Source organism: Salinibacter altiplanensis, from assembly GCF_002894645.1.
Lineage (GTDB): Bacteria > Bacteroidota > Rhodothermia > Rhodothermales > Salinibacteraceae > Salinibacter > Salinibacter altiplanensis.
In genome coordinates this window covers 547662-574219 of record NZ_NCQY01000009.1, presented here as the reverse complement: position 1 = coordinate 574219, position 26558 = coordinate 547662, and the positions used below count along the sequence as shown (strand labels likewise).

The window sequence follows — 26558 nt, the reverse complement described above, 5'->3', positions numbered from 1 at the left end:
CCCCCGCCACGAGTGGCGCCGGGAGCGGCGGGGCAGGCGCTGGCCGCGTCGCGATTTCGGATCGGTCTCCGTCTGGGGCCCAGGGGCAGAGGCGGCCCCGTTCGCCGGAGCGGCATCCAGCTCGGGGTGGTCTTCCACAAGGGCAGTCCAGGCGGCGTCGGGGGCTGCCGCCTCGGTGGCGGGCGCGTCCGCGTCCTCCAGAAGGGCCCACACCGCACCGAGGTCCGAACGCGCCTCCGGGGATTCCTCCTGAAGGCGGTTGTCGAGGAAGTCGGGAAGGGGGGGCGTGTCAGAGCTCATCGCGATCCAGCAGGTTGGGTTCGTAGTCGTGGATGCGGCCCCGCAGGTGCTTCAGGGCCCGGACGATGTGGTTGTTCACTGTGCGGGGCGAGATGTCCATCACGTCGGCCGCCTCCTCGTGGCTCAGCCCGTCGAAGCGGGTCAGCACGAGGGCCTCGCGCTGCCGGTCCGTCAATTCGCCGATCCACCGCCAGAGCCGGTCCTCGAGCTGATCGGCGTCGGCCTGTGCATCCGGACGGGTCGGCGGGGCCGGCTGGGCGGCCGTCTGGTCACGCACCGCGTCTTTTTTTGCGGTCCGGGTGCGCTGGTTGCGCTCATGGTTGTAGGCCCGATTGCGGGCGATGCGGTAGAGGTACGCCTTCAGCGACTGGCCGGGGCTGAGGGACTCCCGCACGTCCCACAGCCGAACGAACGTGTCCTGTGTCACGTCCCGGGCCGCTGCCACCGACGCGGTGATCGACTGGGCGTACCGGAAGAGCGGATCATACATCGTGTCGAACAGCTCGGCGTACGCCGCCCGGTCCGACGCCTTGAGGCGCCGGCACCACTCGTCGAATGGAGGTGCATCGGGCATGGAACAAGGTAGACAGTCCGAATCCGGCGCGTGGGGCCCCGTGTGAGTTCGAACACGCGTCGGCCCGCCAATGACCAGGGGCAATGACCAGAACGGCTGGGACGGGCTACCGCTCGACCCAGACGTTCCGGCGCGCGTCGACGCGCGCCTGCCAGCCGGGGGGCACGACGACGGTCGTGTCGTACTGGTGGAGGACGGCGGGGCCCTTCAGCGTGTGCCCGTGGTGCAGGGCGTCGCGGGCGTAGGCGGTTGTTTCCGTCGGGCCGCCGCCGTCAAACCAGACGGGGCGGGTGCCGAGGACGGCGTCGTCGAGCGGGGCGTCTGTCTTCGGCTCGTGGGGGAGCGCCGGGGGGGAGACGGCGACGGTCCCGCGGCCACGCAGGGCAACCACCTCCACGGGGGCACCGGGATCCGCGTGGCCGTAGCGCCGGCGGTGCCGCTCATGAAAGGCCGCCGCGGTGTCCGCGACGGACGCCGCCGTGATCGGCGCCGACAGGGGGACGGTCTCCTCGTAGCTCTGCCCCGCGTAGCGCAGGTCGAGTTCGAAGGCCACCTCCGCGGGGCCGTGTGCGTCCAGGACGCCCCGGACCTCTTCGCGCAGGGCCTCGGCGGGGCGGTGGAGGCGGGACAGGTCGGCCCGAAGCGCGTCGGCGCGGCCCAGGATGGTCCGGGCGGCGTCGTACGTGACATCGGCCATGAGCAGCCCGAGGGCACTGAGGGCGCCGGGCGTGGGAGGCACCAGTACGCGCGACATGCCGAGCGCCTCGGCCAGGGCCGCCGCGTGGAGGGGACCGGCGCCCCCGAACGGAACGAGCGTGTAGGTGCGAGGGTCGTGCCCGCGCTCCACCGACACACGCCGGAGGGCGCGCTCCATCGTGGCGTTGGCGACCCGCAGGACGCCGAGGGCCGTCTCTTCGGGCGACCGGCCGATGCGAGTGCCGAGCGCCGCGACCGCCTCTTGGGCAGTGTCCGGGGCCATGTCGAGCGCCCCGTCGCCGCCAAGCATGTGCTTAGGGACGAGGTGGCCCAAAGCGAGGTGTGCGTCGGTGACCGTCGGCGCGGTGCCGCCGCGCCCGTAGCAGACGGGCCCGGGCTCGGCCCCGGCGCTCTCGGGCCCCACCCGCAGGCTACCCCCGGCATCGACGTGGGCGATGCTGCCGCCCCCGGCCCCGACGGTGTGGAGGTCGGTCGCGGGCAGGTGCAGCGGCCGGCCGGCGACGGTGTGCTCGGAGGTGCGCGGCACCTCTCCGTCGCAGAGGGCCACGTCGGCACTCGTCCCGCCCATGTCGAGCGTCATGATGGGCGGCGCATCGGCGTCCAGGGCGCGCCGGGCCACCCCGAGGGCGCCGACCACCCCACCGGCTGGGCCGCTTAGGGCCAGGCGGGCGGCCTGTGCCCCGGCGGTCTCCAGGCCAATCGTGCCCCCGCTCGACTGCATCACACGCACGGGTCGGTTCCCTACCTCCGCGTCGAGCCGGGTCAGGTAGCGCTCCACCACAGGGCGGACGTACGCGTTGGCGACCGTGGTGGCCGTGCGCTCGTACTCGCGGTGCTCGGGCAAGAGGGCACTGCTCCGCGTTACCGGTACGCCCTCCGGCAACGCGCCCCGCAGAATCTCGGCGGCCTGTCGTTCGTGCTCGGCGTTCCGGTAGGAGAAGAGAAACGACAGGGCGACGCTCTCCACGTCTTGCTCAGTGAGCGCCCCGGCCACGCGCCGCACGGCGGCCTCGTCTAGGGGCGTGAGGACGTTCCCCTCGGCACTCAGGCGCTCCGGCACCTCGTGGCGCCGGGCCGCAGGGACCAGCGGGGACGGGCGCGTCGGCTGCAGGTCGTAGAGGGCGGGGCGGTCTTGCCGCCCGATGGCGAGCACGTCGGCGAATCCTTCGGTGGTGACCAGGGCCGTGCGGGCGCCCCGCCGCTCCAACAGCGCGTTTGTTGCCGCCGTGGTGCCGTGCACGACCGGCGCCGCTGCGGGGACGTCGAGCCGGTCCATTCCCGTGCCCACCGCCTCGTGCTGGGGCGTAGTGGTGGGCACCTTGCGGACCTCCAGCCCCGCCTCCGTCGCCACGACGAAGTCGGTGAACGTGCCGCCCACATCAATGCCGATCGCGGACGGGGCGTCTGGGGCCGGCGGCGCGGACGCGGACATGGGGACGCGCAGGGGAGGAATCGCGAGGGGCCCAGGCGGGTGGCCGTCTTCAAATACGGTGGCCGTTCTCAAATACAGGGAGACGGCCCGCCACAATCAACCGCCGCCTCGGAACCTGTGTTGCGAGGCAATGGATAGTGCGAGGTGATAGAAAGCCGAGGCACACCGGGCGAAGGGGCGATGGGTCGCCCGAATGCATCTTGTGTCCGAATGCACCTTTTGTGCCCGAATGCACCTTGTGGCGGAGCGCCCTGAGCGCAGAGGGCCTTGGGGGGCAGTCACGACGTGGGCCGCTCCACACCGGTCACCTCAAAGCGGGCCCCGCCGCTTGCGCTTTCAGAGACCGACAGGGACCATCCGTGGGCCTTCGCCACCGACTGGACGATCGGAAGCCCGAGCCCAGTCCCCGCCTTGCGGGTGCTGTATCCCGCCTCGAAGACCGTTGCGCGCTTTTTGGGTGGAATGCCCGGCCCGTCGTCCGCCACGAAGAACCCGCCGTCGGTGCGCCCTGCCGTCAGTGTGACGCCCGGCCCGGCATGGTCGATGGCGTTTCGGAAGAGGTTCTCCAGGAGCTGGCGCAGGCGCCCCTCGTGGGCGAGGAGGCACAGCCGTCTCCCCGAGGGCGATTCGCCCGCGGCGCTGCTCCCTCCGCGGTCGTGTTCGATCCGAAAGGTGGCCGCCTCACGGCCGGCCTGGTTCCAGGACGCCTTCGCCGCTGCCTCAAACGGCACGGGCTCCAGGTCGTCGGGGCCGAGGCGTTGGTCTCCGTGGGCGAGGGCGAGGGTGTCGGCGATGATCGCCTCCATCCGCACAAGCGCATTTTCGACCTTGTCCAGGTGCGCCCCTAGCTTCTCCGTCCCGCTGTCGTCGGCGCCGGGGGCATCCCCGCAGGCCGCGTCGTCGCGGGGGCCCTGCCCTTCGGCACGGCCCGGGTCCAGATGGCGATCGGCCATGTGGAGGCTCATCTGCGCTGCCGTCAGCGGGTTCCGCAGATCGTGCGTCACCAGCTCCGCAAACTGCTCAATCTGTTCCCGGGAGCGTTGGCGCTCCAGCTCGTAGCTGGCCCAGCGGGTCAGAAGCTCCACGAATGCCTCGTCCTTCTCACTGAAGGGACACTCCCTCGGCTCCCGAGAGGCGAAGCAGAACGTGCCGTACAGCTCCCCTTCGACCACGATCCTTGCCCCAATGTACGCCCCGAGCCCAAACCGTTCGTAGGCCGGGTCGGACGTCCATCCGGCGTCGGGGGCCCGATGGATCGCCAAGAGCTCCTCCCGGCGAACTGTCTTTCGGCAGTAGGCCTCCGACAGGGGACAGGTCTTGCCGGCCTGAAGGAAAGCGTGCTCCCCGGAGGCATAGAGGATCCGTTGCCGGGCGCCGGTGGCATTCACCGGAAAGGCAGGCGCCTCCTCGTCGTCCACGTAAATCGTGCCCCCGTCCGGCCCCTCGACGCGGGTCAAAAAGCCATACGGCAACTCGAGGTGCGTCCGGCCCAGGTCAATGAGCCGATGGATCTTTTCCTCAACGGTGGCCTCCCGGTCGGCGGCAATCCGGTACATGCGACGGAAGACGGAGGGCCCGCCAGGGGACGATTTCTGAACAAACGACCCGTCGGCCTCGGCGCCTGACATGGGATGTGGGAGCGGTGTGCCGGTGACGTGAGCGTGCCGGGGAGGAGCCGCGAGGCGCCCGCCTCATCCACGGCCCTCGAATTCCGTGCATTGTGTTGCGTTTTAGTTAAGGGCGTGCCCCTGCCAAATGCAAAACGCAGCGGCGAGGCCAGCAGGGGCGCCCTGTGCTCTACGGCACGCGAATTGTACCTCAGAGAAGACGCGCGTGTCGTGCCCAAAAAATGTCGTGCAAAAAAATGAGGACTACAGGCCGATAAAAACCATAAGCCCGGACGCGACGCCTTGAGGGTCCGGCTCGTCTCGACAGCCCCAACTTTTTTCGTCCCCATGCTGCCTTTGCTCGTCCTCGTGGCCGTGCTGGCCGCACTCGGCTACTACATTTTCAGCGGCGGAGAGCCCGAACGCTCGGGCGTGCCCCAAAGGAGAACCGGGAACCCCCGCCCGGAGGCGCCGGCGGACGGCCCGGACGTTCACCAGAAGAAGGTGCGGAAGGACGCACGAGAGGCGTACCAAACGGCCCTGGAGCGCGCACAGGAGGCCGGTGCCGACATGGAGGAGCTCGCGAAGGAGTCCTACGTCCTGGCCGAGTCGCTCGGGGAAATGTTTGCCTCCGACCAGTTCTTCGAGCGGAGGGTCCGGTTCGACTCGTTCCGGACCGCCCTCCGGGCTGCAGAGGATGCGAGGGATACGCTCCTTGACCGGCAGGAGAAGAAACTGCAGCGGGCACACGTATCCGTTCCCTCGGCGACTGGCTGCGTCGGGGACCAGTACGCGAGACGCGCGACGGAGAGCGCCCTGATGATCGCGTGGTGCGCCGGAGGGCTCCTCGGGAAGAGCCGACTGGAATCCGCGCGCGCAGCGTTCCGCGTGTCCGTCTCGGCCGAGGATGTCCGAAGCTGGGACCGATTCGGGCAGGTACTCCGCAAAGAGAGCGAGCATCACAGGATCGATGCCCCAGGGGGGTAGGATGACCCGTTTCCCTTCGAAACGTAACCCGGGTCGCCCGGAACACAGGCCCTTGAGCGCCGAGGAAACGTATCTACGGACGTGTGGCCTCGTGGAATGGTTCTTGTCTTCACAAACGGATGCGGTTCCCACGCTCACTTCCTTTGCCGGGCCCTTTGCCATGTTCACCGTCGGTCAGATCCTCATCCTCGGGCTCGCCGGATCGATCTACGTCGTCGGCGCCGCCTTTCTACTCGGGGGATGGGCCGGGCTCCGAAGCGGACGTCCAGCCGCGCCCGACGTGGAGGGGGGACAGGTCGTGCGGGCCGGAACCATCAACGGAGCGCCCCACTTCATTCCGGCCCTTGACGACACGGTCAGCGCTCCCTCCACGAGCGACAGATCTTCCCGTGGGGAGGGCCCACCGCGGGCCGGGCAGGCCCGGTCGTCTCGCCCCCTTCCCCGCCGCGGCAGGGCGGAAACCGCCCCGGGCTCGTTGAGGACCCCCATCTGCCTGAACTAACCGACCTGCGCCCGATACGAACGTCCCGAAAATCGCGGCGTGAAAATCGCGGCGTGGGACCCAAGCGGCCACGAACCGAAACGCTGAGCCGCGTCCCGACTTCATTTCTAAAAACTGGAACGTTCAGATCGTCGGATTGAAAGTCATTGCTCCGAAAGATTAAGCCCTGTGGGCGGATTGATGACGGATGGACGCGAGGGCGTACGCACACTATGGAGTGCATCCTTCCGTACGCTTTGAAATTGGCGGCGTATAAAAAAGATCAATGACGGGGCGGGAGCGGCCGCGCTCTGTTCCGCCGTTGCGGCCGGATGCCGGAAAGCAGCGGCGGCACACTCGTCTTTCGGACACGAGATCCCATCCCCTCGTACATGGCTCATCTTCAGCGGCGCGATCCAGACCAGAACGGCCAGGGGGACATCGTCCGCTCGTGGGAGGCCGGCACCACGGGTGCCCCCGGAGCGTCCGCGGGGCGGCCGGGCGTCAAGGGGCAGGTGGAAGAGCTGCTCGATCTGTTGCGGCGCCGGAAGTGGCTCATCGTTGCGGTGTGCCTCCTTGCGATGACGGGGGCGGCGCTGTACACGTACACGCAGGTGCCCGTCTACCGCACGAGCAGCCTTGTGCTCGTGGAGAAGAACCAGCAGTCCGCCTCCGAGTCCGGCCTCCGGGCGCAGGCCCAGTCGCAAGGAGGGGGGCTGCTGCCGAGCAGCTCCTCGCTGCGGAACGAGCTGATGTTTCTCCGCAACTCGCAGACCCTGCGCGAACGGGTGGCCGCCCGGCTCCTCGAGCAGGGGGAGGCCCGGCCCCTCTTGGCGTCGCAGGGGGCCTCGCCGCTGGGGACTCTCCTGGATCGGGTGTGGGCGTCGGTGGGCCCCCGTCCCGGCGAGGCTGGCGAAGGGACCTCTGCGGGCGGGACGTCGCGGATGGACACCACGCAGCTGTCGGCGGCCTCCGTCGCCCCGGCCCTGTCCGGGCGCGTCCGGTTTGGCCGGGCGGGGTCGGAGACGAACGTGATACAGATCGTTGCCCGGGACGAAGCCCCGGCGGTTGCGCGGCGCCTCGCCAACCTGTTCACGGAGGAATACATCAAGCTGACCCAGGAGTCGAGCCGGGCCCGGGCCCGGGCGTCCCGGACGTTTCTGGAGCAGCGGTCCCAGAAGCTCGAGCGGGAGCTCGAAACCGCCGAGGCCCGGATCCAACGGTTCCAGCGACGTGAAGATGCGGTCAGCCTCGACCAGCGCCAGGGCTCCCTGACGGAGCGAATTGCCACCACCGAGTCGGAGCTCGAGCAGGCACGCATCGAGCTGCGGATGGAGCGGTCGTCCCTAGAATCGCTCCAGAAGGAGCTTGAGTCCATCCAGCCCGACCAGCTGTCTCAGCGGCTGTCCTCGACCGTCGAGGAAGAGCTTGCCTCCCTGCAGTCGGAGATCGCCAATCTTGAGCTCTCGAAGCAACAGGTGGAGCTTCAGTCCGGCCGCACGACGGCGGCCGACAGCGCACAGGCGGCCCAGATCGACCGCCGCATTCGGAAGCTGCGCGCCCGCATCGAGACGCTCTCGGACCGGTACGTGGGCGAGGTGATGGGGGGCGGGCTGAGCCCGGAGGAGGGGGCCCGGCGCGTCGACGAGCTGAAGCGCCGAATTGCCGAGAAGCGAATTCAAATTACGGGCCTGGAGTCGCGCGTCGACGTGCTGGAGGGGCGGCTCCAAGAGTTTGAGCGCGAGCTGGACGCGATCCCCGAAAAGTCCATGGACCTGGCCCAGCTGAAGCGTGACCAGAAGTACGCCGAGCAGATGTACGGGTTCGTGACCGAGCAGCTGCAGCAGGCCCGGGTGCGCGAGAAGTCTGAACTCGGCTACGCGACGAACATTTCGGAGGCGGGCCTGCCCGGCAGGCCGGTTCGCCCGCGGCCGCAGCGAAACCTGATCCTGGGTCTGATGCTGGGCCTGCTCGGCGGCGCGGGGCTGGCTCTGCTGCGAGACCAGATGGACAACCGTTTGTACAAGCCCGACCAGATCCGCGAGATGGGCTACCACGGCATCGGGGTGATTCCCAACCTGACGCCGCTGATTGAGGACCAGCTCGGCGGGCAGGCGACGGTGGAACGGGACGGGCACCGTCTGGAGACGGGCCTGGTGGGGGTGCTGAAGCCGTACTCCGCGGCCACGGAGGCGTACCGGAAGGTCTGGACCAACCTGCAGCTCGGTCGGCCCGACGGGGAGAGCGGGACGGTTCTGGTGACCAGCCCGGGCAGCGGCGACGGCAAGTCCCTGACGGCGGCAAACCTGGCGGTCATTGCCGCACAGGCCGGCCACGCGACGCTCCTCGTGGACGGGGACCTGCGCCGCCCGCGCCTGCACGAAGTGTTCGACGTGTCGCGGGACCCTGGGCTCACCGAAACGCTGCAGAATGATCTCGAAGAGCACGCAATGAAGCGGCCACTGGCCGACAATTTATGCGTGCTCCCGGCCGGAACAGAGGTCGAGAGCCCGGCGAAGGTGCTCGGGTCGGCCCGCTTCCGCGAGTTTCTGGGCGAGGCCGAACAATACTTCGACCACATCATCGTGGACTCCTCGCCGGTGCTGGCGACGGCGGACGGGCCGATGCTGTCGGACCTGTGCGACACGACCCTCTGTGTGGCCCGGGCGGGCACGACGACCGAGGACGAGCTGAACGACACCCTCAAGGTGCTTGGGGAGGTGGGGGCGGACGTGGCCGGCGTGGTCTTCAACGGCTTCGACCTGTCGATGGCGTACGGCTACAAGTATCGCTACCGCCACTACGGCCAGTACGGCCCCTACGACCAGTACCGATCGCTGCCGGAAGATGCCACGGCATAGCGGCGACGGGGAACCGGTCCTTCCACCTCTCCGGGGACCTCTGCCTCTCTCCTCACTGATTTCACGTCTACGCCCCGCTTCATGCACACCCTGCGTCTCCGCTCCGTCACTCCCCACTGCACCCTGGGACTCGCCCTGTGCCTGATGCTGGTCGTTGGGCCGGTGTGGGCCCAGCAGGGCGCCCCGGGGGGGCGAGAGGCAGGCGGCACGGCCTACTACACGTTTGCGCGCCCCGGCCAGAACACCATCGAGGTGCTCGTGCTCGGGGGCGGGCGATCGGGCGTGTACGAGATCGGAGAGAACATCGACCTGGGGAAGCTGATGGCCTTGGCGGGGGGTGGCGGGGGCGGTGGAGACGCCACGGTGACCGTGCACCTCTACCGCCGCGAGGGAGGAGAGCGCACCCGCATCCTCGAGGAACGGCTCGACGCGTTTGCGGAGCGCCCCCAGTATCCCCCGCTTCAAGACGGAGACGTGGTGCGGCTGGAAACCAGCGAGGGATGGGGGTGGCGCGAGGTGCTTCAGATCACAACCGCCGTGACCTCCCTGACGTTCACCGTCCTGCGCATCTTCGACGTCGGAAGATGATTCGCCGAACAAAACGGCCGTGTCGGGAGAGAGTGCGCGGGAGCAAGACGGAGAAAAGAGGGAAGGGAGAGCCATGCCCGGCGGCCTGAAGACAGGGGCAGGGCTCATGAGAGAGAATCCGGTGGGGCCTGCTGACGGCCGCTCCAGAACGGAGGCCCCCATCGTTTGCGCTGGTGTCGATGCACCACTAGGTCACAGGGTTTTAACAGGCCGTGTGACTGACGTGGCGGAGCTATATCTGCTGGTCAGGTGTATCATGCGCAATGCAAGGTCTGAGCACGAGCGTCGAGCCTATGAGGGGAGCCACGTGAAGGTCCTCAGCTCTCGCTTCAATGTGCCACGTCCAACATGTTACCTTCCACGTTCTACGGTTTCCCTGAATGCATCTAAACGACCCCGACGCCAAAATTTACGTTGCGGGCCACCGCGGCATGGTGGGCTCGGCCATTTGGGAAGAGCTGAAGGACACTGGCTATACGAACCTCGTGGGCCGGACCTCCGACGAGCTTGACCTGCGCGACCCCCACGCCACCCGAGCGTTCTTTGCGGCCGAGCAGCCGGATTTCGTGGTGCTGGCCGCGGCGGTGGTCGGCGGCATTGTGGCCAACGACACGTACCCGGCCGACTTCATCGGGGACAACCTTGCGATCGAGCAATCGGTCATCCGCGCCGCCCATGAGGTAGGCGTAGACCGGCTGATTTTCCTCGGGTCGACGTGCATCTACCCCAAGCACGCGCCCCAACCGATGCCGGAAGAGAGTCTCCTGACTGGTCCGCTGGAGCCGACGAATCAGTGGTATGCGGTTGCCAAGATCGCGGGGCACAAGCTGTGTCAGGCGCACCGCGAGCAGCACGAGGACGACATGCTCACGCTCATGCCGACCAACCTCTACGGGCCGGGCGACGACTTTGACCTGGAGACGGCCCACGTTCTGCCGGCGCTGTTGCGCAAGGCCCACGAGGCAAAAGGCGCCGCGCCGGATGGGTCCGACGCGCCGGTGACGCTTTGGGGCACCGGCACGCCGAAGCGGGAGTTTCTGCATGTCAATGACTTGGCCGATGCGGTCCGCTTCACGTTAGAGACGCCGGAAGAGGAGATCCGTGAGGTGGCCCCCGACGGGATGCTCAACGTGGGCGTGGGGGAAGACCTTTCGATTAAAGAGCTGATGGCTCTCATACAGGACGTGGTCGGCCACGACGGCCCCGTCGAGCACGACCGATCAAAGCCGGACGGCACGCCCCGTAAGCTGGTCGATACGAACCGAATGGACACCCTTGGCTGGACGGCGGAGACATCGCTCCGGGAGGGCATCGAGACAACCTACGACTGGTACCGACAACAAGAGGCGTTGAACGTAACACGGTGAACGTAGAACGTTTGTCGTTCCACACCGCACGTTCTGCACCGCAACAAATATGACTGAGTGTTTCGAAGACCTTCGGGCATGGCAGACGGCCCGAAAGCTTACGAATGAAGTCTACGGTCTGACGAGCAAGAGAGGATGTGAGTCCGATTGGACGTTGAAGGATCAGATCCGATGGGCGTCAACCAGTGTCATGTCCAATATCGTAGAAGGCTTTGAGAGCTGGACACGCCCCCAGTTCATCAATTATCTGGGGCACGCCAAGGCGTCAGCCGGGGGGGCGGTCTCAGCTCTACATCGCACAGGATCAGGGCTATCTCGACGAAGAAAAATTCGAAGACATATTTGAGTCGGCCGACAAAGTATCCCGCCAGCTGTACCACCTGATCCGACACCTGGAGCAGCGTGACGGTCCCGACCAGGTCCGTGAGATTCCCCCTGAATACACCTCGCGTTAAACGTTACACGTTCAACGTTGCACGCGCAACGCATTACACATTTTCTGTTCCACGTTCCACGCAAAGAATGCCCCCCGACAAAGAGATCACGAGCAAGATTCCGGACGACCGGCCCGGGGCCCGTGGAGACGTGCCCGTGGCCCTAATCACCGGCATCACCGGCCAGGACGGGTCCTACCTCGCAGAGCTCCTGCTGGAGAAGGGCTATGAGGTGCACGGCATCAAGCGGCGGGCCTCCAGCTTCAACACCGGCCGCATCGACCATCTCTACGAGGACCCGCACAAGGACGACGTCCGGCTCTTTCTGCACTACGGGGACCTGACCGACTCGACGAACCTCGTCCGGATTGTGCAGGAGACCCAGCCGGATGAAATCTACAACCTCGCCGCCCAGAGCCACGTCCAGGTCAGTTTTGACAGCCCGGAGTACACCGCCGACGTCGATGCGGTCGGGGCCCTCCGCCTTCTAGAGGCGATCCGGATTCTAGACCTGGAGGACAAGACCCGCTTCTACCAGGCCTCCACCTCGGAGCTCTACGGGGAGGTGGCCGAGACGCCCCAAAATGAGGAGACGCCCTTCCGGCCCCGAAGCCCCTACGCGGCGGCGAAGCTCTACGCCTACTGGATTACGGTCAACTACCGCGAGGCCTACGGCATCCACGCCTCCAACGGGATCCTCTTCAACCACGAGAGCCCGCGCCGAGGAGAAACGTTCGTGACGCGCAAGATCACGCGGGCGGCGGCCCGGATCAAGGCCGGCCTGCAGGAGAAGACTTACCTCGGCAACCTGGACGCGAGGCGCGACTGGGGCCACGCCCGCGACTATGTGGAGGGGATGCACCGTATGCTCCAGCAGCAGGAGCCGGGGAACTACGTGCTGGCGACCGGGCGGACGACGACGGTGCGGGAGTTTGCGACGCTCGCCTTCGAGGCGGCGGGCATTGACCTCGCGTGGGAGGGGGACGGCGAAGACGAGATCGGGTACGACACGGACACTGGGCGGCCGGTCGTGGAGGTCGACCCGCGCTACTACCGCCCGACGGAGGTGGACATCCTCCTCGGCGACGCGGAGAAAGCACGGAAAGAGCTCGGCTGGACGCCGACGACCTCGATGGAGGCGATGGCCCGAGAGATGGTCGAACACGACTTAAAGGACGCCCGCGAGGAGGTCACCGTCCAAAACCACCAGTAAACGCAGCAGGTGGCTCGCGTTGCGCGTTCCACGTTGCGCTTTCCATGCATCCTATCCGTCCTGGTTGTTAAGAAGACTGTACAGTGACGGCTCAGGGGCCGACGGACTTGGCCAAATGTGGTGATGCGGGCATGGACGTACCCGTGCTCTGCCGCCGGGCCGACCTTCTGCTCGGGGTCATGACGAAGAACGGGCCAGCTGAGCTGCCGACTGCCTTTTCTGAAACGTCACTCTGAGGAGCGAATCGACGAAGAGTCCCTTTGGTAGAAGACGAAAGCCGCGGATGGGACGGTGCTTGGAAAGTACGGCTCTGCTACCCGTCGGAGAGATTCTTCGCTTCGCTCAGAATGACTCTAGAGCTATCGGAAGCCGTCCGAGACGATGGGAGAACGGTACTACGCCTACATCATGGCCAGTCGCTCGCGGGTGCTCTACGTTGGCATGACGAACAATCTGGCCCGGAGCGTCCGAGAGCACAAGCAGAAGGACGCCGACGGCTTCACCGCCCGGTACAACGTTACGCGCCTCGTCTGGTACCGCGCATTCCCGCGACCGCAAGATGCCATTGCGGCTGAGAAAAAGATTAAAGGCTGGCTTCGGAAGAAAAAGGCGGCGCTGATCGAAGAGAAAAACCCTTCCTGGAATGACCTCGGCCCTGCAGTAATGGAGGAGGCACGGTGAATACCCCTGGGTAGATGAATGCTGCGAGCCTTTCTGCACGAAAGAACGTTCTGGCAACGAGTCATCCTGAAGCCGACCCCTGTCGGCGGAAGGATCTCTTCGAATACAGCGGAGACGACGGCAGGTCGCATGAGCTCCGGAATCGTCTCTGCCATCCATCGAAGAGATCCTTCGCTCTCTACGTTCGCTCAGGATGACCTCAGAACGCAGAGTTCGAGCATTCCCTGTCACTAACACGTCATTCTGAGGGAGTGGAACGACCGAAGCGCCCTGAGTGTCAGCGAAGAAGTGCTTTCAGAGTGAATCTCTCCGATGAGTAGCGAGAGTCGGTCAATGACCGAAAAGTCTTTTTGAGATCAGCGGACATTGCTCCCTGAACAGTGAAATCACTACATTCGCTTCCGCCACGGTTTGGAGGTATTCTTCGCACCCCGGGAGTACTCGTGTTACAGAAAGCATGACCTTCGGCCCTCGCTCTCGCTCCCAGCGGCCAGCAGTGAACATCCCAAACACACATTCAACATGAACCCCACCGCGGCGGGCGATGAGCCGTCCATTCTCTTTATCAACCAGCACTACTGGCCGGACTGGGCGGCGACGGCCCAGATGCTGACGGATCTGGCCGAGTACCTGGCGGCAGAAGGCATGGACGTGCACGTGCTCTGCAGCCGGGGGCACTACCTGTCTGGCGCGATGGACGTGCCGGCCGAGGAAACCCACAACGGCGTCAACATCCACCGGGTGCGGGCAACGGCCTTCGGGCGCGAAACGACCCTCGGCCGCCTGACCGACTATGCAAGCTTCGGCGCGAGCGCGCTGGCCCGCGTCCTCACAGGGCCGTCCTACGACACCATTGTCACGCTCACGACACCCCCGCTGTTGCCGCTCGTCGGGGCCGTGGCGAACGGCCTCCGAAGGCAGCCCTACGGCATCTGGTCGATGGACCTGCACCCGGACGCGGAGGTGGCCGCGGGCATGTTTGCGGAGGGCGGCCTCCCCGCTCGCCTGTTGCATGCCCTCAACGACGTAAGCTACCGCACCGCGGACTTCGTCGTGGATCTGGGCAGCCGCATGAAACGCCGGCTGTCAGAAAAAGGTGTGGCGGAGGAGCGCCTCCACACGATTCCGGTGTGGAGCCGCAAGGAGGAGGTCGCCCCCCTTTCCCACGCCGACAACCCGCTCCGCGAGGAGCTCGGGCTAAACGATAAGTTCGTCGTCATGTACTCCGGCAACGCCGGGGTGGCCCACCGCTTCGACGAGGTGCTCGCTGTCGCGAAGGCGCTCGACGGGCACCCGGACATCGAGTTTGTCTTTGTGGGAGAGGGGCCCAAGAAAGACCGGATCCAAGCGTTTGCCGATGAGCACGACCTGTCCAACGTCCGGTACCTGCCGTACTTTCCCCGCGAGGACCTTCAGTACTCACTGCCGATGGCCGATGTCCACCTGCTGACGCTCCGCGAGGAGATGGCCGGCATCGCCGTGCCGGGAAAGCTCTACGGCATCATGGCGGCCGGGCGGCCGGTGCTGATGGTGGGGCCGGAGGACTCCGAGTCCGGCGAAACGATCCGGCTCTCGGACAGCGGGCGCGTGGTGGATCCATCCCGGGAGGAGACGGCTGGCCAGGCCCTCCGCGACGAATTGATGGCCCTCTACCGCGATGCCGACGAGCGCACCCGACTCGGGGAAAACGCCCGGCGCGCCTTCCTTCAGCACTTCGAGCGGGAGGTGTGCTGCCGGGCGTGGGCGTCCCTCCTGGATCGGTACCTGAATGGGTGCTTGGAGGAGGACACGTCCGTCCACACGAAAGTCATGACGAGATCGTGAGAAGGAGGGTGGACCGCGGCCCGCGGACGGCTGACAGCCGACCGCAATGCATCTTAAGGGAGCCTGCAAAATCGGGCGGACGATCAAATGGCCTACAGATTCGAGAAGTTAGAGGTCTGGACCCGGGCGCTAGACTATAGTGACCAGGTGCACGACATCGCCCAGCAGCTTCCGAAGCATGAGCGCTACAACCTGGCGGACCAGATGACCCGTGCCGCCAACAGCATCGCACTAAACGTAGCCGAGGGCTCGACCGGATTAAGTGATGCCGAGCAAGACCGGTTCCTCCGCATCGCTGTTCGTTCGTTGCTTGAGACAGTTGCCACCCTCCACCTTGTCAAGCGCCGCGAGTATCTGGACGATGTTGAATTTCTGCGCGAAGCGTATCGAGAGAGCGAGACCCTGTTTGCAAAGCTTCAAGCCTTTCGATCTTCCCTTGATACCGACACGTCCGTTCGAGAGGAGACGATTGGATACGACGACGGCGTCCCGTTCTAAGCAATACCGCCTGAATATGGCAGCGTCCTGACCGCCGTCGTCTACGAACCGACCTCCCCGCACCGAATCCGACAGTGCATGAACACCTTCGCCGACCTTCTTGGGTACCTGAAGATCTACCGACGCTACCTCGGCCGGCGCATGTACCTGATCTTTGTGCTGACCGTGGCCACGGCGCTTGCGTCCGGTTTCGGCATCGCGCTGCTGCTGCCTCTGCTGCGCGCCTCGCAAACCACGGGCAGCACGGAGGAGATGGGATGGGCCGAACAGCTGCTGCACGACCTGCTGGCCACGATGGGGATTGCCGACTCGATGGTCGGCATCCTGGCGTTCATCGCAATCGTCTTTGTTGCGAAGGGAGCGCTCCAGTTTGCGAAAGGAAGCTACCAGGGCTACCTGCAGGCCCAGCTCCTGCGGGAGCTCAAGACGCAGCTGTTCGACGCGTACTGTGGGATGGACTACCGGCACTACATCGAGCAGAACGCCGGCCACTTCATCAATGTCATCAACCAGCAGGTCAACCGCTTCTTCAGCTCGTTCAAGAGCTTCGTGCAGTTTCTGACGCAGATCGTCACGACGCTCAGCTACTTCGCATTTGCGTTTGCGATCACGTGGCGGTTTGCGAGCATGGCGCTGGGGGTCGGGTTGGTGCTCCTCTTCTTTTTTAAATACCTGAACGCCTACGTACGCCGCCTCTCGCGGGACCAATCCGCGGAGATGAGCACCCTCAACAAGCTCCTCGTCCAGTCGCTGCAGTCGCTCAAGTACATTGTGGGGACGAACCAGACGGCCCATCTGCGCTCGGGCGTCGTGGACAGCGTGCAGCGGCTGACGGGGTACATCTTCCGGCAGAACGTAGCGAGTGCCTTCACGAATGCCCTCAAGGAACCGGCGTCGGTGCTTCTCATCGTGGGGCTCATTGCCCTGCAGGTGGGCGTCTTCAACGACCCGGTGGCCCCCATCTTTGTGGCGCTGCTGTTCTTCCACCGTGGCATGCAGGCGATGATGGCCGTGCAGGGTGCGTGGCAGCGCACGATGAATAAGATTGGCTCCGTGGAAATGGTCGACGACGAGTTTGACGTCGTGCTGAACAACCAGGAACAGAGCGGGACGCAGGCCCTCGGGCCGCTCCGCGAGGGCCTCGAGTTGCAGGACATCCGTTTCACGTACGACGACGAGGAGGGCGACGTGCTGCGCGACGTGAACATTTCGGTGCCGGCCAACCAGACGATTGCCCTTGTCGGCGAGTCCGGCGCCGGGAAGTCGACGCTGGTCGACATGATGACGCTCATGCTCAAGCCCCGGCGCGGCGAAGTCCGCGTCGACGGAGTGCCGCACGATGAGATCGACCTGGCCTCCTGGCGCGACCAGATCGGGTACGTCTCGCAGGAAACGGTCGTGTTCGACGACACGGTGGCCAACAACATCAGCCTCTGGCAGGGGGACATTGAGGAGGACCCGGCCTTGCGCGAGCGGGTGATGCACGCCGCCGAGCGGGCCCACGCCCACCACTTCATTCAGGACCTGCCGAACGGGTACCAGACGCAGGTGGGCGACCGGGGCGTGCGGCTCTCCGGCGGGCAGCAGCAGCGCCTGTTCGTGGCGCGGGAGCTGTTCAAGCAGCCGAACCTGCTGCTGCTCGACGAGGCGACGAGCGACCTGGACAGCGCCTCCGAGCAGCACATTCAGACCAGCATCGACGCGCTGCAGGGAGAAGTGACGGTCGTCATTATCGCGCACCGGCTCTCAACGGTGAAAAACGCGGATCGGGTCTACGTGCTCGACCAAGGACGGGTGATTGAAGAGGGAACCTACCATGAGCTCCGTCACCGGGAGGAGGGGGCGTTTCGCGAGATGGTGGAGATGCAGAGTCTTTGATTCGATCCGACGCTGAAGCGAGCGTAAGCATGGGATTTCGTCCTGCCATCCGACGAGTGCTTTTAAGGGGGAAAATCTGCTGTCCCGCCTGGAGGAGAAGATGAGGGGGCAGAAGTGGATTTTCGTTCATCTGCCGAAGTGCGAAGGCACATCCATCTCGACGGGCCTCCGGCAGACTCTTGGAGCGGGGATAGAGGGGTTTATCAATCTGGTGGAGACGCGGAAGTGGGCCCGCTTCGATCTGCCGGACGGCGAGCGTGCAGAAGGATTGGCGCGACTCTTTCAAATCCGACTCACGCTCTTGCGCGCTCACGCTGACCGCGGCGTTCCGTTCATCTACCGCCACTTTCCCCCTTGAGGAGCACCTCTTCGCCATACCAGCGAAGCAAACTCCGAGACGCGCGAACAGACGAAGATGAAGGTTCTGAAGAAGTTCGAGGAAGCAGTAAATGTAGACAGGCTCCGGGAGTTAGCCAGCGGAGACATAGAGATCTACGATTACGTCAGATGATGTGAGAGATATCCCGCCCGCAATCTTCCCCTTGCCGAAGATCGAAGGACACACCGTACTGTGAGCAGGAAGCGAATTATCATTTCGGCGCTCCGACGTTCGGGCTCCACCATCTTTTGGCGCTGTTTCCGACAGGCGTCGGGGGCGCTCTGCTTTGACGAGCCGTTCAATCCCACACTGATACAGCTTCCCCAGTCCCACGAAAAAGACGTATACGGCGAGTACATTGACGCATTGGAAACGGATAGTACAGCGTTCTGGGACTCATATGCCCCGATTTATTCGTTGGACGAGCTGTCGAATACCTTTCCTCAGGGCCAGGCCGCCTGGCTTCAGTGGCTTCTGCGCCGCAACGATGAAGTGGTGATCGACACAACTCGGTGCTGGAACAAGGTGGGGCGCCTGGCGGAGGTTGTCGACGGCGATGTGTACGTTATCCATCTCCACAGATCGCCGGCTGGATTTGCGGCCTCGCACTTGCTCCCGTCGGAGCTTACATCCTCGCTCCCGGGCCGGTGGCAGCTGTTCAAGCGCCGCCGCCGCTTTTTTGAGATGAAAAGCGGGTTCAATTACTGGAATGTGGAAGAGATCACCGGGTGCGGCCCGCAATCGGCATACGGGGTAAAAATCTTGGGGGACGAAGGGTTGGCAAAGCGGTTCTATTCGTGGACGGCGCACACCCGACTGATGTACTTCTGGAAAGATGCGTACGAGAGGGTCGAGCAGGCCGGGGAATCTGCCTTTGGGGACCGCTACATGTCGGTTTCGTACGAGCGCTTCAGCCGGCAGCCCGAGGTGGTATTAACGGAGATCCAGCAACGGACGGGTCTTTCGCTGGACCTGGAGCGTCTTCCCGACGTGAAGCCATCAAAGTCCGTCTTTCAAGAAGAAGACGCGCGGTGGTACGAGGCCGCCGAGAACGCAGGCATTGAGGCAAGTCGACAGGTTCTCTTCCGACCCCAATGAGCGTTTCGAACGTTTACATTTTCTCGGCGGATGCCAAGCCGAAAGCCGGCGGGGTCGCGGAGTTCACTCACCAGATCGCGAAGGCCGTGCACGACCTAGGGCGGCTGGGAGCCGTAATTACGTCCCAACAACAGAACGGCGCGTTGCCGTATCCGGTTTATGCGCCCTCGCCCCCCGAGTGGCTTTCTGAAAATGTCGATACGAAGGCCCTAGGGAAGCTTCGGGCCGCCTGGATGTGGGGCGCCCTGTTGCGCCGTGGAGGGAATCTCGCCTGGCAGCAGGCTTGGGGGCGGCAGCCCATCCTGTTTGTAACCTATCTGGATGCGTTGTTCGGGCCCCCTATTCTTCGGTTCTGTGAGCAGACGGGCATCCGATTGTGGATCCTGTTTCATGGCCTGGAAATTATGCAGCTACAGGACCAGTATCCAGAATTGCTTGCTCGGGCCCACCGGAGGGCTGATCGTTTCGTCTTCAACTCGGAGGCCACGCGAGAGCTATACACGCAGCGGACGGGAAGACGTCCTCAACCCAGTACTATTCTTCATCCAAGCCTTGACTTCGATAAGCTGGAGTCCCTTGATCCTGAGCCCCTGCCCGTCGAGATCCCTGAGGGAAGCGTGGTCTTCAGCTCGGTATGCAGGCTCGTCGAGCGGAAGGGCCTTCACCGCGCCGTTCAAGCGTTTCGGGAGGCCAAGGCAGAGGGATTGCTGGAGGATGCTGTTTATATGATCGCCGGGAAAGGCCCCGAGAAGGAGCGCCTCCGAAGAATTGCAGGGGATCAGGATGGTCGTTCGATCTTCTTTCTCGGGTATGTCTCGGAAGGCCAGAAAAAGACGCTCTTCACCAAAAGCGATGGGTTTTTGCATCCGAACTATTCCTGCGAAGAGTCCGACTTTGAAGGGTTTGGCATTAGCCTGGTCGAGGCCGCGTGGTTCGGGTGTGCCGTCCTTGGGGGAAAGCAGGGAGGCGTCTCGGAGGCAATAGGAGGACTTCCCGGCTGTGAAGTAAGGACGATGGAAAATAAACCACAAGCAGTTGCCCAAATTCGACGCTTTTTATGGCAAGTTATAGAAGAAAAGTGCAGTAATAATCGAAAAGTAACACAAACCAATATACAAAAAAAAATAAACAATAAAAATGATATTTCGAATATGTTGAAGTAGTATTTTTACATGAGAAACACTTATGTTTTAGGTAAAAATATATGAGAAAAAATAAGAATATGTAAATATCTTCCTTTATGGATCGTCCAACCCTACTTCAATCAGTAAAGAAAAGAGTTGTATGGAGTAAACTACACTCCACGTTTTTTTTTGAATCAGGATGGCGAGAGGCAAGTGTACTGATGATCGATTGCCAATTCATTTATGTCCCACAGCTGAGGAAAAGTTTATATCTTAAAGAGTAGAAAAATGAAAACCAGCGCATAGGCACTACCACACAAGGACGGCTTCACTCTCGCAACGACGCGACGACGAGCAGCTCCGAGGGGGCAGAGGTGTGAAGTGGACTCGGCAAAGCTACCCGAAATCCTCTTTATTTTGCCTTTTGAGGAATTCCTAATTTTCATCCCCGAAAGCCGTAGTGTTCTAGCCAATGGCTGAGGTTCCACCGCTTCATTCGGAGGTACACTTCACTTAAAATTGTAGTTTAACTTACGAAATCAAAAATCAAACATGAAAGTAATAGTCCAAAGTAATAATACAAGTCATAACTTAGGGGATGCTTCGATGTTTCATGTTGCAATTAAAAGAATATCAAGAATACTCTCCGATCCCCAAATCCAACTGATAGAAAAAAACCCCAACTACGAATCTGTGTGCGGGGATGGCAAAATTGAGGATGTAGATGATTGGCAAATACAGAGTTGGGCTCTCAAGCGACCTTTGTGGCATCGAATTGATCAAGCTATTCCGAATCTTGTGGATCTCTTTTCAATGAGATGGCCGAGAATTAAAGACTGGCTTACGGAAGCCAAGGCCAATGTAAGAGGAAATGAGGTGGAGGCGAGGAATAAATTTGTGCAGCGATTTGAGAAGGCGGACATTCTATTCGTGAGCGGAGGCGGATTAATGACGGATCTTTTCGCTTCTGCTGAAAGAGTGTGCAACCTCATCATGCTCGCTCACAGTCGAGGAGTACCGGTTTTCATGTTCGGGCAGGGGATCGGCCCGATTCGCTCCTCACGTCTACGAAACAAAGCGAGGCGTGCATTGCCAGAGGTCCAGTCCATCGCCCTGCGTGAGAAAAAATTTTCGTATCCGCTCTTGCGTGACCTTGGGGTACCGGATGATCGAATCACTGTGACAGGAGACGACGCGGTTACCTTAGCGCACAACGAGCGTCCGCAAGCACTCGGTGAAGGGATTGGGGTGAACTTGCGAGTTGCCTATTACTCCAACATTTCTGCAGACCTGACGGAGACAGTGGCAGAAGTACTCTCTGAAGCATCTGCCACATATGATGCCCCTCTGTTGCCAGTTCCGATCGCATACAGAGGAGAAAATTCCGACGTAGCATCTATTCGAGCGATCTTGAAAGCGGTAGGAAAGAAAACAGATGGTGGGGCCTCTCTAACAAGTCCCGAAGAGGTGATTCGTAAGGCTGGAAAGTGCCGGGTCGTAGTAACTGGAAGCTACCATGGAGGCGTGTTTGCACTCAGCCAAGGGGTACCTGTCGTTGGACTTGCTAACTCGAAGTATTACCACAATAAATTTCATGGCTTGGCCGAGATGTTTGGAGTTGGTTGTACAGTACTCCGTACTAATCGGGGAGATTTTAAGGTGGCGCTGGATGAGGCGATTCGAGAAGCATGGAGTCGGGCTCCGGAGTACCGTTCCCAACTTATTCGGGAGGCTGAGCGACAAATCGACGCTTCGGAAACGGCTTATGCGAGTATGGTAGAGTACCTCGCTTCTTCCACGTCGAATTAGATCAGCGTTTCAAAACGGATACTCACGGCTGACATCTCCGGTCGTTCTTCATTGATCTGAAGAGGTCAAGATGGTATTACCGTCAAATCCACTAGTGAGTGTAGTAATGGCAGTGTATGATGAAAGACCACATCTTGAACAGGCTGTTGAAAGTATTCTAAATCAGACATTTGAAGATTTCGAGTTCATAATCATCAACGATGGTTCAACGGACGGTTCCAAAGACATTTTAGACAAGTTTGCAGGCCAAGATGAGCGGATCCGGGTCGTTCACCAAGAGAACAGAGGTCTGATCAAGTCCTTGAATCGGGGGGTTGACATGGCACGAGGTCAGTATATTGCCCGAATGGATGGAGACGATATATCTTACCCAGAGCGTTTAGAGTACCAAGTCCAGTTTTTGCATAGACATTCGAATGTTGGAGTAGTAGGAACGAATGTCGAGAAAATAGACGCGGAGGGACGATTTAAGGGCTCTTGGTCTCCTCCGACCGAGCCGGAAATTGTCTCCTGGAAGTTGCTGTTTAATACCTGTTTGTGTCATCCGAGTGTCGTGATCCGGCAGTCCCTCTTGGAGGCGTTAGGTGGCTACGCGGAATGGGCGAAACACGCTGAAGATTATGAGCTGTGGACCCGGGCAGTGCAGGTGTCCCAATTATCTAATATACCGGATACGTTGCTCAAACTCCGCCGTCACGATGGGTCGGTGACCGTGTCGAAGCGAACGGAGCAAATTCGACTGTGTGAAAAGGTGGCCGGCAATCTTCATCGTGTTCTTTTAAGGGAAAAAGCCCGAAAGTGGATATCGGAGTTTCTCGTTTGGATGGAGGTAGAAGGGGTCGACCGTGCCGCTGCGGAGACTAGTATCCAGGATCTTGCTTGTGTACACGAGTACCTGCGTGCCATTTACGAAGCCTGTGTGCGCCGCTTACTTCCAAAAACGGGAAGCATTCGGGTGCGCCAGCACGCCTTGGTAAAGCTTGATCAAATCGCTGCTCGGATAGCCAAGCGCGAGGGATGGGTGGAAGGGATGCGACACAAAGTACGGGCCAGGGGAATGGCACCGGTTCGGGAAATCTTTCCTTGGGCACTTCAAGCGGTTGGCCGGCGCCTTTCCTGAAGAAAAGTCCTGAGGGGCTTATCGGATAAGCTTGTCCTTCTTTTACTGAAGGCGCACCACACTCAGAGGATGAAAACATGGACATTTCCGTCGTTCTTTGTACCTACAACAATGCTGAGCGCCTGCGTATCACGCTTGGGGCGCTCTGTAAACTGGCACCACCCGAGGATGCGGACTGGGAACTCGTCGCTGTGAATAACAACAGCACGGACAGCACGAAACAAGTCATCAAGTCGTTCAGCGGTCAGCTGCCGATCACCTACGTGCACGAACCGCAACAGGGAAAGAGTCGTGCCCTGAATTCGGGCTTGAGTGCAGCCCGAGGGGAGCTCATCGTTTTTACTGACGACGATGTGGAGCCCAGTCGGTATTGGCTTACGGCCTATTGGGAGGCGTATCGGCGCAGGCCAGAAGGGTATTATTTTGGTGGCCCGATTGAAAGTAAATACGAGGGCGAGCCTCCTGATAAGGAGTTGCTGGAAATAGCCCAGCCTTCTGTTGCGGGCTTAAACTACGGGGGGAGAGAGAAAGAAGTCTCGCAGTTATTCATAGGACCTAACTGGGCTTGTCCCTACAAACACTTTCAGGAGGTTGGCGGCTTTGACGAAGAGATTGGCCTGAATCCGGCAGCCGGCAAGGTGCTAGTTGGAGAGGAAACAGACATGATGAAACGGCTTCAGGGAAGCGGGCTTGCTGGCTGGTATGTGCCAAATGCAGAGGTTAAACATTTTGTGCCAGAGTCAAAATGCACACTAGAGCACGTTGCCTCGCGGCGCGTTGCACGCTTTGAGGATGTGTATTCCGGCTCGGAGGTGTCCATGCCATCGACGCTCCTCGGAATGCCATTAGGGCTATATAAGGGAGTTGTCGTGTCGTGGCTTCGGTGGGTGACAAGGCGAGTGACTGGACAGAAATGGAAGAAGGACTATTTGGAGTGGCGAGAGCGTAAAAAGTTTGTGAGCGAGTACTACAAAAGTGCGGACTAGAAGCAGAATGAACTGAGGCTAAGATGGAAGCAGAATCGAAAAGTGTACCACGAGATGGATTCGTGTACTCTGCGACTGGGGACCAGTATGTAGAGGAGGCAATTCAGTCTGCGCGCCAAGTGAGAAAGGTCCATGATGAAGACATAGGTGTCGTGCTCTTTAGTGACAGGGCGGACGTGGGGGGGCCCTTCACCGAGGTATATGCCCTGGACCCGCCAGCACACGATCGAACAGACAAAATCGGCGCGATGATGAGGTCTCCCTTCGAGCGCACGATTTTTCTCGATACGGACACGTACGTGACCGAGGATCTACGGGATGTGTTTGAGCTCCTCGATCGGTTCGACGTGGCTGCATGTCATGCCCCAGGGCGGCGAATGTCTCTTGGAAATAGTAGTGGTTGGGATAATTATCATCCTGATGTACCGGACTCCTTTTCGGCCTACAATTCCGGTCTCTTCGCATACAAGAGTAACGATAAAACAGAAAAATTTATTAAAGAGTGGAAGCGTGCTTACGAAAAAGAAAACACAAAGAAAGAAAAACCCCTACAAGATCAGCCCATATTACGAGAAGTATTGTACGAAAAAAAAGATGTAAGAATAGCCACACTACCACCTGAATATAATTTTAGAGTGAACTTCTGCGGATTCGCTCACGGAAAAATTAGAATGATACATGGAAGAAGTAAAGACGTGGAAAGTACTGAGAGGGAAATAAATAGGACAATTAGAAAAAGAGTTTATTATCCACCAAACAACGGCGAATTTATTCTTAGTAGAGACATGAAATTTTACAATAGGATAGCAAAAATATTGAGTATAATTTATACACATATTAGGCTAACATGCAAAAGTAAAAAATAGTATAAAAATATAGTACTGTAAAATAATAAATAAGTAAATAGTAAAATTAAAATAATAATGAGAAAAAAGCCGCTTATTCACTTGACAATGTCTGGTGGTTGCGGCAAGCGTTTCTGAACCGTTCGAAGGAGACTGGAATTGCCAAGACGTCTCAGAAGTGGGTATTCATCAAGTGAAAGGCGAAGAAGCGTGTTTTTCTAAACCGGGATGATTTTCTCGGCGATCTTCGGGCACAGGGCTTCGAGGACGTGTTTCTGGAGGACCTGACCTTCCGCGAACAGGTTGAGCTGTTCTCGAACGCCGGGGTTGTCGTGGGGGCTCACGGGGCGGGCCTGGCCCATCTGTTGTTTTGCCAGAAGGGGACGACCGTATTTGAGGTGTTCTTTCGGAAACGTCCGATGTTCTACTGGCTGTTGTCCCGATTCAACGACCTAGATTATCGCTACCTTCAAGCTGCCGACGTGCACGGAGCTGAGAACCGCGAAAAGGGCCGTCTCAGTAGGCCAGGTGTTGATCAGATTCTGAGCACCTGCCGCGCAATACGAGACTAAGGGGACCTGCGCATCTGCTCAGACACTACTGTTTGGGAACGATTTATCCGTCCCATGAACGTGTTGACCAACTACATGTCGAATAGCAGAGTCCTGAAGAAGCTGGACAACACGGACTATAAATACGTCAAGAACTTACGTGGTCTTACGTCGATCGACTCCGGAACCGGCGTAACACTTAACGACAGCCACCTGTCGAGCACGCTGTACGACCTAGGGTACTACATGAAGCGCGTTCAGGAGCGGTCCGGGATTCCGCTTCCGTTCTGGCCGTGGATGCGCGAGAATGTTGTCATCCCGCCATCCATCGCTCGGAACGTGGACGTCATTCTGGCGCGCGACTTGCTGCCCGTCCAGTTGCGGAGTGACGTTCCCGTTGTTTACGAGACCGCATTTGTCCCGAACGACTACGTCGGTGCGTCGAATTACGCGGATCGGCGAGAGGAGATCGAGCATGAGCTCCATAAAATCCACCGCTTTGACACCTACATTCTCAAAACTGAAGAGTCCGTCGAGCGGTTTGTCGAAGCGGTCAACGCCGTAACGGGCGAAAGCGTCCGCGACGCGGTCCACCACGTACCATACTTCTTGCCCAAGATTGGGGCCATCGGGCCTGACGCTCTCGATGAAAAGTTTTCGGAGCTTCGACCGATTCGCATCTTGTTCGTCGGCTCGGACGGGTCACGGAAGGGGGTTCATAATCTCGTTGAGGCGCTGAACCGGATTTACGCTGAGCATCCGGACCTCCGCTCCGCTTTCGAGGTGATGATTGTCACCCGTACCGATCTCCCGCGTTGCAACTTCGACGTCGACACGCACGATTATCTTCCTCGCGAAGATGTCATTGAGGCTTTTCGCCGGGCGCACATCTTTTGTATGCCCACACTCAAAGACTCGTACGGCCTCGTGTACGTGGAAGCAATGGCATCAGGGTGTGCGGTGGTGGCAGACAATTCGCCCGTGCGGCGCGAGATCCTCGACGATGGACGCGCCGGTCTGCTATCGGATCCTGAAGATCCGGACAACATCGCGGAGAAATTGACGAGTCTGATACGCTCGCCTGACCGTGCGTGTGCACTAGCTGAGCGGGCGCGGGATCGATTTCAGCGTCGCTACCACTGGCGACACACTGGCGAACAGTACCTCACAGTGCTTGAGAAAGCGGCGTCCGCTAGTTAGCAAT

At 61.0% G+C, this 26558-nt stretch carries 21 protein-coding genes and 2 pseudogenes; 19 read left to right on the top strand and 4 right to left on the bottom strand.

Annotated features, from left to right (window positions below; genetic code table 11):
- From B7R93_RS15745 to B7R93_RS05585, 4 genes and pseudogenes are all read right to left on the bottom strand, one after another.
- Positions 1 to 300, bottom strand: a pseudogene (locus B7R93_RS15745) (FecR family protein); the annotation flags it as partial.
- On the bottom strand, positions 290 to 874 hold the full coding sequence (locus B7R93_RS05595) for an RNA polymerase sigma factor (protein WP_103019819.1): 585 nt from the start codon (positions 872 to 874) through the stop codon (positions 290 to 292). The pseudogene B7R93_RS15745 and the gene B7R93_RS05595, both read right to left, overlap by 11 nt.
- Positions 875 to 980: 106 nt before the next feature.
- Positions 981 to 3023, bottom strand: a complete 2043-nt coding sequence (locus B7R93_RS05590; protein ID WP_103019818.1) for a hydantoinase/oxoprolinase family protein — start codon at positions 3021 to 3023, stop codon at positions 981 to 983.
- Positions 3024 to 3301: 278 nt separating this feature from the next.
- Positions 3302 to 4651 carry a sensor histidine kinase gene (locus tag B7R93_RS05585; RefSeq protein ID WP_232798053.1) on the bottom strand — a complete coding sequence of 450 codons (1350 nt, stop codon included), beginning with the start codon at positions 4649 to 4651 and terminating at the stop codon, positions 3302 to 3304.
- Between the two features lie 327 nt (positions 4652 to 4978).
- Between B7R93_RS05585 and B7R93_RS05580 the strand changes: the two genes are divergently transcribed.
- The 19 genes and pseudogenes from B7R93_RS05580 to B7R93_RS05485 all read left to right on the top strand — a co-directional run bounded on the left by B7R93_RS05580 (position 4979) and on the right by B7R93_RS05485 (position 26554).
- Complete coding sequence (locus B7R93_RS05580) at positions 4979 to 5617, top strand: hypothetical protein (RefSeq protein ID WP_103019817.1); 639 nt, start codon at positions 4979 to 4981, stop codon at positions 5615 to 5617.
- A gap of 160 nt (positions 5618 to 5777) precedes the next feature.
- A complete protein-coding gene (locus B7R93_RS05575; RefSeq protein WP_103027277.1) occupies positions 5778 to 6119 on the top strand; it encodes a hypothetical protein in 342 nt (113 codons plus the stop codon).
- Positions 6120 to 6490: 371 nt separating this feature from the next.
- Positions 6491 to 8959 (top strand): polysaccharide biosynthesis tyrosine autokinase, encoded by a 2469-nt coding sequence (locus tag B7R93_RS16015; protein ID WP_198598589.1) that lies wholly within the window; start codon positions 6491 to 6493, stop codon positions 8957 to 8959.
- 81 nt (positions 8960 to 9040) lie between these two features.
- Positions 9041 to 9547, top strand: a complete 507-nt coding sequence (locus B7R93_RS05565; RefSeq protein WP_103019814.1) for a hypothetical protein — start codon at positions 9041 to 9043, stop codon at positions 9545 to 9547.
- Between the two features lie 380 nt (positions 9548 to 9927).
- Complete coding sequence (locus B7R93_RS05560) at positions 9928 to 10914, top strand: GDP-L-fucose synthase family protein (RefSeq protein ID WP_103019813.1); 987 nt, start codon at positions 9928 to 9930, stop codon at positions 10912 to 10914.
- 49 nt (positions 10915 to 10963) lie between these two features.
- Complete coding sequence (locus B7R93_RS16310) at positions 10964 to 11260, top strand: four helix bundle protein (RefSeq protein ID WP_103019812.1); 297 nt, start codon at positions 10964 to 10966, stop codon at positions 11258 to 11260.
- Between the two features lie 176 nt (positions 11261 to 11436).
- The gene (gene gmd / locus B7R93_RS05550) at positions 11437 to 12561 is read left to right on the top strand and encodes a GDP-mannose 4,6-dehydratase (RefSeq protein WP_103019811.1); all 1125 of its coding nucleotides are present in this window, start codon (positions 11437 to 11439) and stop codon (positions 12559 to 12561) included.
- A 381-nt stretch (positions 12562 to 12942) separates the two neighbouring features.
- Complete coding sequence (locus B7R93_RS05545; protein ID WP_103019810.1) at positions 12943 to 13242, top strand: GIY-YIG nuclease family protein; 300 nt, start codon at positions 12943 to 12945, stop codon at positions 13240 to 13242.
- Between the two features lie 522 nt (positions 13243 to 13764).
- On the top strand, positions 13765 to 15066 hold the full coding sequence (locus tag B7R93_RS05540) for a glycosyltransferase family 4 protein (protein WP_103019809.1): 1302 nt from the start codon (positions 13765 to 13767) through the stop codon (positions 15064 to 15066).
- An 87-nt stretch (positions 15067 to 15153) separates the two neighbouring features.
- Positions 15154 to 15564: a four helix bundle protein gene (locus B7R93_RS05535; RefSeq protein ID WP_103019808.1), complete on the top strand. Its 411-nt coding sequence runs from the start codon at positions 15154 to 15156 to the stop codon at positions 15562 to 15564.
- 78 nt (positions 15565 to 15642) lie between these two features.
- Positions 15643 to 17442, top strand: coding sequence for an ABC transporter ATP-binding protein (locus B7R93_RS05530; RefSeq protein ID WP_103019807.1), 1800 nt, complete (start codon positions 15643 to 15645; stop codon positions 17440 to 17442).
- 571 nt (positions 17443 to 18013) lie between these two features.
- Positions 18014 to 18919, top strand: a complete 906-nt coding sequence (locus B7R93_RS05520; protein WP_103019805.1) for a hypothetical protein — start codon at positions 18014 to 18016, stop codon at positions 18917 to 18919.
- On the top strand, positions 18916 to 20082 hold the full coding sequence (locus tag B7R93_RS05515) for a glycosyltransferase family 4 protein (RefSeq protein ID WP_103019804.1): 1167 nt from the start codon (positions 18916 to 18918) through the stop codon (positions 20080 to 20082). Before B7R93_RS05520 ends, B7R93_RS05515 begins: the two co-directional genes overlap by 4 nt.
- A gap of 513 nt (positions 20083 to 20595) precedes the next feature.
- A complete protein-coding gene (locus tag B7R93_RS05510) occupies positions 20596 to 21852 on the top strand; it encodes a polysaccharide pyruvyl transferase family protein (RefSeq protein ID WP_103019803.1) in 1257 nt (418 codons plus the stop codon).
- A 70-nt stretch (positions 21853 to 21922) separates the two neighbouring features.
- On the top strand, positions 21923 to 22972 hold the full coding sequence (locus B7R93_RS05505) for a glycosyltransferase (protein WP_103019802.1): 1050 nt from the start codon (positions 21923 to 21925) through the stop codon (positions 22970 to 22972).
- A gap of 77 nt (positions 22973 to 23049) precedes the next feature.
- Positions 23050 to 23958 carry a glycosyltransferase family 2 protein gene (locus B7R93_RS05500; RefSeq protein ID WP_103019801.1) on the top strand — a complete coding sequence of 303 codons (909 nt, stop codon included), beginning with the start codon at positions 23050 to 23052 and terminating at the stop codon, positions 23956 to 23958.
- Positions 23959 to 23981: 23 nt separating this feature from the next.
- Positions 23982 to 24824 carry a putative nucleotide-diphospho-sugar transferase gene (locus tag B7R93_RS05495; protein WP_103019800.1) on the top strand — a complete coding sequence of 281 codons (843 nt, stop codon included), beginning with the start codon at positions 23982 to 23984 and terminating at the stop codon, positions 24822 to 24824.
- A 239-nt stretch (positions 24825 to 25063) separates the two neighbouring features.
- A pseudogene (locus B7R93_RS16305) lies at positions 25064 to 25375 on the top strand (glycosyltransferase 61 family protein); the annotation flags it as partial.
- A gap of 54 nt (positions 25376 to 25429) precedes the next feature.
- On the top strand, positions 25430 to 26554 hold the full coding sequence (locus tag B7R93_RS05485) for a glycosyltransferase family 4 protein (RefSeq protein WP_103019798.1): 1125 nt from the start codon (positions 25430 to 25432) through the stop codon (positions 26552 to 26554).
- Positions 26555 to 26558 lie beyond the last annotated feature (4 nt).